Raw genomic sequence first — 6,610 nt, 5'->3', positions numbered from 1 at the left:
ATATGAGACTCGGACCGGTCCTGAAGTTCGCAACCTTCATTCTTCTCGTGGTCTTCATCGTTCGACCGCAGCTTTTCGCACCCTTGTTCGAACCGCTCACTGTGAATGGCGCGCCTGCGATCTACAATCAGGGAAGCCTCGTCGATCTGACGTTGTCGCACCTGCGCACGGTTCTCGGCGCGACTCTCGGGAGCACGATCGTCGCGGTGCTGCTCGGGATATTTGTGACGCGTCCGTCCGGGCTCGATTTTCTGGCATTGTCGCGAACACTCGTGAACATCGGCCAGACGTTTCCGCCGGTCGCGGTGCTTGCCATCGCCGTGCCCCTCGTGGGCTTCGGCGAAGCGCCGACTTTCATCGCGTTGTTTCTCTATGGCTTACTGCCGATCTTCGAGAATACGTTGAGCGGTTTGACCCAAGTTCCGCTTCTCACGCTCGATGCGGCGAAGGGAATGGGGATGGGACCGCGGCGGCGATTGTTCGAAATCGAGTTGCCGCTCGCCTTGCCGGTTATTCTCGCCGGCATTCGCCTGTCCCTCGTGATCAATCTCTCGACGGCAACGATAGGTTCGACTGTCGCTGCCAAGGGTCTAGGCGAGGTCATCATCGCCGGGCTTCAATCGAACAACACGGCCTTCGTCGTCCAGGGCGGACTTGTTGTCGCCCTCCTCGCATTCTTCATTCATGACGCGTTCCGGCGGCTCGAAAACAATGCGTCGCGCCGTCTGCAACAGCAATCGGCGAGTGCGTAACGATCTAAGCCGGCCCGCCGCTTTTTGTGATTACAAACGTGAGCGCGGAGCCGGCAACAGCCTGCTCGTCGAGGCGGTCACCAGTTTCACGAACGAGATTAGGGATGTCGATGGCCGCGAGAGGATCGGTGCAGGTGACTCTGATCCGGTCGCCATGCTTCAAACGGCTCAACGCCTTTCGCGTCTTCATCGCCGGCAGCGGACATTTCAGGCCGGACAAGTTCAGTTCGATCATGTTCGCCCTTTTGCCCGCTCCGGCCTCTCGACAACCGAGGTCTCTGCGATGGCGAGGTCATCAGGCGTATTGATGTTGAAGAAGGGATCGATCCCGACGACGGGCCAGTCCGCGCGTGCGAAGCCCTGACCGCGCACCCACGCACCCACCTGTCTGATATGGTCCTTCGTGATCGCTGTTCGCAAATCGGTTGCCTCTCCGACCGGCCATAAGCCAACGCTCCAATGCGGCCTTCCGTCGGACGCCGCATAGGCCCCAGCGGCGTTGCTGTCGTGACGCGCCAGGTGCAGCCGCGCGATCAAGTCGTTCGGGATGAAGGGCGTATCGCCGGGAACGCTGACGATCCATGCGATGCCTGGACGATGCAGCGCCGTCCATTCCATCGCGGCGAGAATACCGGCGAGTGGTCCCAACTGATCAGGCAACGAATCGGGCACGACGATCGGATCGCGTTCTCCGAACCGTGATGGGTCGCCGTTGGCGTTGAGCACCACTTGCGCGCATTGCGGTGCGAGACGATGCAGAAGATGGTCGAGGACGCGATGTTCGCCAAGCCTCACCAATGTCTTGTCTTGTCCGCCCATGCGCGCTGCGCGGCCGCCGGCGAGGATGACGCCGAGCGTCAAATCGCGCACCGTCGCCGCGTCCGCGTTCATTCGATGACGATACGTGGCGCTGCGCGGGGCGCTACGCCGGACAACGTCGCCCAGACCTGCTGCGCCATTGCCTTGTAGATCGCAGCATGCGGACCGTCGGGCTCCGTGGCGACGACAGGGCGGCCGGCGTCCGATAGTTCGCGAATCGTCATGTTGAGCGGAACCTCGCCGAGGAACGGCACGTCGAGACGTAGGGCCTCGTTGCGCGCGCCGCCATGGCCGAAAATATGGGAGGTCTCTCCGCAATGGGGACAGACGAACGTCGCCATGTTCTCCACGATGCCAAGGATCGGGATTTCCACCCGTTTGAACATGGCGACGCCGCGCCGCGCGTCGATCAACGCGAGATCTTGCGGCGTCGAGACGATGACGGCGCCGGCCAGTGGCGTCGCCTGCGCGATCGTCAATTGAGCGTCGCCTGTGCCGGGCGGCATATCGACCACGAGAATGTCGAGCTCACCCCAGGCGACTTCTCGCAGCATCTGCGTGATGGCTGACATCACCATCGGCCCCCGCCAGATCATGGGTGTTTCTTCTTCGACCAGGAAGCCGATGGACATGACCTTCAGGCCATAGGCCTCCATCGGTTCCAAAATCCGACCTTCGAGCAAGCGTGGCTTGCCGTGGATGCCGAGGAGCTTGGGAATGGACGGTCCGTAGATATCGGCATCGAGCAAGCCGACGCGCTGCCCGGCCGCCTTCAGGGCGAGAGCCAGGTTGACGGCGGTGGTCGATTTGCCGACGCCGCCCTTTCCGGACGCAACGGCGATGATGTGATCGACGCCCGGGATACGCTGCGTCTTGGGCGGGGCGGTACCCTGGGCGCGCGATGGGGGCGGCGGCGGCGGCGTGGCGGCGCTGCCAGCGGAAGAAGGTCGCTCCGCCGTGAGGCTCGCCAAAACGCTGCCGACGCCTGGCAGGCGCTGCACCGCCGCGACGGCCGCTTGCCGGACCGGCTCCATACGAGTGGCCTCCGAGGGGTCGATGACGATGGAGAAAACGACGCGACCGTTGTCTTCCAGCAATATGTCCGTCAAACGCCCCGACACTGAAAGCGGGGTTCCGCCGGCATCCAGAGGCACCGTCGAGAGGGCCTTCAGCACGTCTTCCCGAGTAATCGCCACGTTTAGACCTCCTTCGAACCTTGCCGACAATGTCATGTATAGGCCCGAAGGCCATTCGTTAAGGCATGGCATTCAGCCCGCCGGTGCAAAACCTGGCGAAACGGGAACCTCCCGCCAAGAGCGGGTCTTCCATGCGGGCTCGGTGCCTTCACGCCGCGAGAGACCTTCGCTATTGTCCCGCCCGAATGGTGAGGAGTAGGCGATGGCCGACATCGCGACCCGGGTATACAACCATACCTGGAAGATCGACCCGATCGTGAGATCCGTCCTGGATACGGATTTCTACAAGCTCCTGATGGCGCAGACGATCTTTCGTCGGCATCGGGACGTGCAAGTGACGTTCGGGATCCATAATCGCACCACCCGTGTGCCTCTGGCCGACATCATCGATCCGGGGGAATTGCGCGAGCAGCTCGACCATGTCCGGTCATTATCGCTGACGCGCGGCGAGTCGACTTGGCTGCGAGGCAATACTTTCTACGGCAAACGGCAGATGTTCTCGCCGGAATTCATGGATTGGCTCGAGACGTTCCGGTTCCCGGAATACCTGCTGGAGAAGCAGGACGGTCAATACGTGCTGACCTTTCATGGCCCCTGGATCGAAACCACCATGTGGGAGATCCCGGCGCTCGCCATCCTCAACGAGCTGCGCTCGCGCGGTGTGTTGAAGAGCATGGGCAAGTTCGAGCTGCAGATCCTCTACGCCCGCGCCATGACGCGCGTCTGGGAGAAGATCGACAGGTTGAAGACGATGCCCGATCTGTCGGTCACGGATTTCGGTACGCGCCGCCGACACGGCTTCCTGTGGCAGGATTGGTGCGTGCAGGCGATGATCGAGGGAATGGGACCATCGTTCCTCGGCACGTCCAACTGCCTCATCGCGATGCGCCGGGAAGTTGAAGCAGTGGGTACGAACGCTCACGAACTTCCCATGGTCTACACGGCTCTCGCCGATACCGAAACCGAGATGCTCGAAGCGCCCTATCGGGTCCTCGCCGATTGGCAGCAGGATTACGAAGGCAATCTTCTCGTCATCCTGCCCGACACCTATGGCACCACGAACTTCCTCCGGTCGGCGCCGTCCTGGATTCAGAACTGGACCGGCATTCGTATCGACTCCAAAGACCCGATCGAGGGTGGAGAAGAGGCGATCGCGTGGTGGCGTTCGCGGGGCCACAATCCCGAAGAGAAGCTCGCCATCTTTTCCGACGGGCTCGACGTGGACGTCATGCAACGCATTCACCGCCATTTCCATGGGCGCATGCGGATCGGCTATGGCTGGGGAACCCTGCTGACGAACGATTTCCGCGGCCTCGCTCCCGACGGTGCGCTCGATCCGATCTCGATCGTCTGCAAGGTCATTTCCGCCAACGGTCGGCCGACTGTGAAGCTCTCCGACAATCCGACGAAGGCAATGGGACCGAAGGAAGAGGTGGAGCGCTACAAACGGGTGTTCCATGTCGGAGCGCAAGAGGCGCATCCGGTTCTTGTTTAGGTGCTGACTTCCTTCCTAACCTTGCGAAGAAGCATCGCGTTGACCACATCTTCCAGCGTTGTCCCCAACCGGGGCAGCGAGAGGAGATGGAATGAACGCGTCACGCGCCGCCTTTTTCGAGACGATCGAAGCGGCTGGAACCACGCAGGCTGATTCACTTGCGCGCATCACGCTTTTGTCGCGATTTCTCGACAACGCGATCTTGGTGCCAGTGATCAACCGGCGCGTGGGATTCGATGCCCTCATCGGTGTCGTGCCCGTGGTCGGCGACGCCTTTTCCGCCGCCTTGTCGAGCTACATCATCTGGGAGGCTCGCCGGCTGGGTCTTCCTCGCTGGAAGATCGCGCGGATGATCGGGAACGTGGCCATCGATACCGCGATCGGCGCAATTCCCGTGGCCGGTGACGTGTTCGATCTGTTCTTCAGGGCGAACCGGCGCAACCTGCGCATTGTGAACAATCACCTGGGCCTCAAGACGCCGGATCTCGCCACACCGCGAAAGAAACGCACGCCGCCGACGATCGATGGACACGCCGTCCGGGTCAGCGAGCGCTAACTGCCGGACGGGCGTCTGGCGCTTACGCCGTACGTTTATCGATGGCTCGATATGAACTGCTTGAAGCGTTCGGATTTCGGGTTCGAGAAGACGTCGTGCGGAGCGCCTTCTTCTTCGACGACACCCTTGTGCAGAAACACGACACGGTTCGACACGTCGCGCGCGAAGCCCATTTCGTGCGTGACGACGAGCATCGTACGCCCTTCTTCGGCAAGCGATCGCATGACGCGAAGTACTTCACCCACGAGTTCGGGATCGAGAGCAGACGTCGGTTCGTCGAACAGCATGACTTGCGGTCGCATGGCGAGTGCACGGGCGATTGCCGCGCGCTGCTGTTGTCCGCCCGACAAATGCGACGGATAGCTGTTTCGCTTGTCGGCAATACCGACCTTTTCGAGAAGCGCCTCCGCTTCGGCAGCGCATTCGGCCTTCGGGCGCTTCTGGACGTGAATCGGTGCCTCCATGACGTTCTCGAGAATCGTCATGTGGGACCAGAGATTGAAGCTTTGGAAAACCATGGCGACGCGCGAGCGGATGCGGTCGACCTGGGCGCGATCCGTAGGCTCCATCCCGCGTCGACCCTTGCGGATGCCGATCAGCTCGCCACCGATGCGGATGTCGCCCGAATCGGGAACCTCCAACATGTTGATGCAGCGAAGCATCGTCGACTTGCCGGAGCCCGAGGCTCCCAGAATCGAGATCACATCGCCGTCGTGCGCTTCGAGCGAAACGCCCTTGAGTACTTCGAGCGGTCCGAAGCTCTTGTGCAGTCGGTTGACGGAAACGGCGGACGCTTTCGCGGAGATGGGGAGTGGGCTTGCGTTAGACATGCGCGGCCTCCAGGCTCGCCTTGGGCACGGGCGGGCGGCGAAGATGAGGTGAGAGCCACCATTCCAGCGCCATGACGAGGCGGGTGATGACGAAGTTCAGCACGAGATAGATCGCACCGGCGACGATAAAGATCTCGACCGCTCGGAAGGTCTGCGAGATCAGCTTGTAGGCGATGCCCGTGACTTCCATCATGGTGATGATCGAGGCGAGCGACGTGGCTTTCACCATGAGGATGAGCTCGCTGCCGTAGGCGGGAAGAGCTTGCCGCAAGGCGATCGGAAAGGTGATGCGGCGGAAGAGCAGAAAGCCCGACATGCCGCAGGCGCGGGCTGCTTCGACCTGTTGGGCCGGAACCGCCTGAAGGCCCCCACGGAAAATCTCGCTCGCATACGCAGCGGTGTTCAGCGTCAGTGCGAGAATGGCGCACCAATAGGGCTCGCGGAAGAACGTCCACAGACCCCATTCCTGCAATGTCGGACGGAATTGCCCCAGTCCGTAATAGATCAGAAAGATCTGAACGAGCAGCGGCGAGCCGCGAAACACGAAGACATATGCCTTCGCGACAACGTCCAACACCCAGACGCCGGACATGCGCATCAGCGCCAGGACAAGAGCCAATACCGCGCCGAGGGCAACTGCAGTGAACGCCAGATTGAGAGTCAGCGGAATGCCGCTGATCAGGGCGAAGAAAGTCTCCTTCAAAAACTCCAGATCCATCAGGAAGCCCTCCGGATGCCACGCATGGAATAGTTTTCCGCGCGCTGGAACAACGCCGTCGAGACCCAGGTGATGAACAGATACAGGATCGCCGCCGTAACGTAGAAGTCGAAGGGGCGACGGGTCGAGCCCGCCGCGATATGGGATTGACGCAGCAATTCCACGAGGCCGGTGACGGAGATCAAAGCGGATTCCTTAAGGACCAGCTGCCACGTATTGCCCAACCCCGGAATGGCGTAGCGAA

The 6,610-nt window shown here is 61.4% G+C and carries 8 protein-coding genes and 1 pseudogene; 3 read left to right on the top strand and 6 right to left on the bottom strand.

What is annotated here, in order from left to right:
- Positions 1–2 precede the first annotated feature (2 nt).
- Positions 3–752 (top strand): ABC transporter permease, encoded by a 750-nt coding sequence (locus AC1DT3_RS09565; RefSeq protein WP_477465021.1) that lies wholly within the window; start codon positions 3–5, stop codon positions 750–752.
- 4 nt (positions 753–756) lie between these two features.
- Here the strand turns inward: AC1DT3_RS09565 and AC1DT3_RS09560 are convergent, their stop codons facing one another.
- The 3 genes from AC1DT3_RS09560 to AC1DT3_RS09550 are packed head-to-tail and all read right to left on the bottom strand — an operon-like array spanning position 757 to position 2,767.
- Positions 757–987 (bottom strand): sulfurtransferase TusA family protein, encoded by a 231-nt coding sequence (locus AC1DT3_RS09560; protein WP_477465020.1) that lies wholly within the window; start codon positions 985–987, stop codon positions 757–759.
- A complete protein-coding gene (mobA, locus tag AC1DT3_RS09555) occupies positions 984–1,643 on the bottom strand; it encodes a molybdenum cofactor guanylyltransferase MobA (protein ID WP_477465019.1) in 660 nt (219 codons plus the stop codon). The genes AC1DT3_RS09560 and mobA overlap by 4 nt, the downstream gene beginning before the upstream one ends.
- The gene (locus tag AC1DT3_RS09550) at positions 1,640–2,767 is read right to left on the bottom strand and encodes an Mrp/NBP35 family ATP-binding protein (RefSeq protein ID WP_477465018.1); all 1,128 of its coding nucleotides are present in this window, start codon (positions 2,765–2,767) and stop codon (positions 1,640–1,642) included. Before AC1DT3_RS09550 ends, mobA begins: the two co-directional genes overlap by 4 nt.
- A gap of 202 nt (positions 2,768–2,969) precedes the next feature.
- Between AC1DT3_RS09550 and pncB the strand changes: the two genes are divergently transcribed.
- Together pncB and AC1DT3_RS09540 are read left to right on the top strand one after the other, a co-directional pair.
- Positions 2,970–4,262: a nicotinate phosphoribosyltransferase gene (gene pncB, locus AC1DT3_RS09545; protein ID WP_477465017.1), complete on the top strand. Its 1,293-nt coding sequence runs from the start codon at positions 2,970–2,972 to the stop codon at positions 4,260–4,262.
- Positions 4,263–4,353: 91 nt separating this feature from the next.
- Positions 4,354–4,818, top strand: a complete 465-nt coding sequence (locus tag AC1DT3_RS09540) for a DUF4112 domain-containing protein (RefSeq protein ID WP_477465016.1) — start codon at positions 4,354–4,356, stop codon at positions 4,816–4,818.
- 35 nt (positions 4,819–4,853) lie between these two features.
- On the opposite strand, the gene AC1DT3_RS09535 is transcribed toward AC1DT3_RS09540, so the two are convergent.
- The 3 genes and pseudogenes from AC1DT3_RS09535 to AC1DT3_RS09525 all read right to left on the bottom strand — a co-directional run.
- Positions 4,854–5,648, bottom strand: coding sequence for an ABC transporter ATP-binding protein (locus tag AC1DT3_RS09535; protein WP_477465015.1), 795 nt, complete (start codon positions 5,646–5,648; stop codon positions 4,854–4,856).
- The gene (locus tag AC1DT3_RS09530) at positions 5,641–6,366 is read right to left on the bottom strand and encodes an ABC transporter permease (protein WP_477465014.1); all 726 of its coding nucleotides are present in this window, start codon (positions 6,364–6,366) and stop codon (positions 5,641–5,643) included. The genes AC1DT3_RS09535 and AC1DT3_RS09530 overlap by 8 nt, the downstream gene beginning before the upstream one ends.
- A pseudogene (locus tag AC1DT3_RS09525) lies at positions 6,366–6,610 on the bottom strand (ABC transporter permease); the annotation flags it as partial. The pseudogene AC1DT3_RS09525 and the gene AC1DT3_RS09530, both read right to left, overlap by 1 nt.

It is taken from the genome of Microvirga sp. P4_G7, from assembly GCF_056401005.1.
This window is presented reverse-complemented; position numbering and strand designations above follow the sequence as displayed.

Bases quoted from the DNA above. Each gene is read 5' to 3' on its own strand.
- AC1DT3_RS09565 (WP_477465021.1), top strand. From the start codon at position 3: ATGAGACTCGGACCGGTCCTGAAGTTCGCAACCTTCATTCTTCTCGTG.
- AC1DT3_RS09560 (WP_477465020.1), bottom strand. From the start codon at position 987: ATGATCGAACTGAACTTGTCCGGCCTGAAATGTCCGCTGCCGGCGATG.
- mobA (WP_477465019.1), bottom strand. From the start codon at position 1,643: ATGAACGCGGACGCGGCGACGGTGCGCGATTTGACGCTCGGCGTCATC.
- pncB (WP_477465017.1), top strand. From the start codon at position 2,970: ATGGCCGACATCGCGACCCGGGTATACAACCATACCTGGAAGATCGAC.
- AC1DT3_RS09540 (WP_477465016.1), top strand. From the start codon at position 4,354: ATGAACGCGTCACGCGCCGCCTTTTTCGAGACGATCGAAGCGGCTGGA.
- AC1DT3_RS09535 (WP_477465015.1), bottom strand. From the start codon at position 5,648: ATGTCTAACGCAAGCCCACTCCCCATCTCCGCGAAAGCGTCCGCCGTT.
- AC1DT3_RS09530 (WP_477465014.1), bottom strand. From the start codon at position 6,366: ATGGATCTGGAGTTTTTGAAGGAGACTTTCTTCGCCCTGATCAGCGGC.